Raw genomic sequence first — 955 nt, 5'->3', positions numbered from 1 at the left:
ACATAGAAGAACGGGTTGCACTCCTTGCCGGCAAAGCTCGAGGGGCCGGCATTCGGGCTGATCAGGAAGGTCTTACTGTCGGTGACCGGGCGGTGGATCGCCAGCAGGATGTTGGAGAAGCTCGGGCCGACCACGAAATCGACCTTGTCGCGCTCGAGCAGGCCGCGCACCTTGACCACCGCAGCGTCGGGCTTGAGCTCGTCGTCGGCGTTGACGATCTCGACATCCCGGCCGGCCATCTTGCCGCCAAGGTCCTTGACCGCGAGTGCAAAGCCGTCGCGGACCTGCTGGCCCAGCGCCGCGGCAGGTCCCGAGGTCGTAACCAGCACGCCGATCTTGATCTTTTCCTGCGCTGCCGCCGGGCTCGCCGCGATTCCCAGCAGCGCCGCCAATCCCGCGAGTCTTGTCAGTTGCTTCATGTCACTCCCCCAAAGCATTGTCTTGATGCCTTTCCAGCTTGGCCGCAGCTTAGTCTGGCGCGTGCGACCGCTGCAAGCGATGTGGCATCGCGTCAGGTTACCGGTTGCGCGGGCGCTGTCGCGCGCCATGCAAGCGCCGCGCCAATTGCTTGAAGTTTAAAGAAATTGCAGAATTGCCTCGGTGCATCGGGCCGGATTCGCTATTGTCCTTGCAGGACACCGCGAATTGCTTGAAGCTCAAAGCAATCGGTCCGACCGAAACCCGCCGCGGAGGCATGATCGCAGCATGATCCTCGATTCCGAAACCAAGGCCGTCGAGCTGCCCGACGATCACGGCACCGAGCTCAGGCTGGGGCTGAGGCTGTTGACCTGCACCACGCTGATCGAAGGCGAGGTGCGCAGCCGCCTGCGCGAGAAATTCGACGTCACGCTGCCGCGTTTCGACCTGATGGCCCAGCTCGACAAGGTGCCGGACGGCATGACGCTGTCGGACCTGTCGAAGCGGATGATGGTGTCGAACGGCAACGTCACCGGGC

At 63.2% G+C, this 955-nt stretch carries 1 protein-coding gene and 1 pseudogene; one reads left to right on the top strand and one right to left on the bottom strand.

Translation table 11 applies throughout. The features are described from left to right. Nucleotides 1-419, bottom strand: a 419-nt coding sequence (locus NS334_RS16700) for an ABC transporter substrate-binding protein (RefSeq protein ID WP_153002805.1), incomplete at its 3' end; no start/stop codon positions are given. 286 nt (nt 420-705) lie between these two features. Between NS334_RS16700 and NS334_RS16695 the strand changes: the two are divergent. Then, a pseudogene (locus NS334_RS16695) lies at nt 706-955 on the top strand (hypothetical protein); the annotation flags it as partial.

It is taken from the genome of Sphingomonas endophytica (assembly GCF_001476895.1).
Taxonomy (GTDB): domain Bacteria; phylum Pseudomonadota; class Alphaproteobacteria; order Sphingomonadales; family Sphingomonadaceae; genus Sphingomonas; species Sphingomonas endophytica_A.
This window is presented reverse-complemented; position numbering and strand designations above follow the sequence as displayed.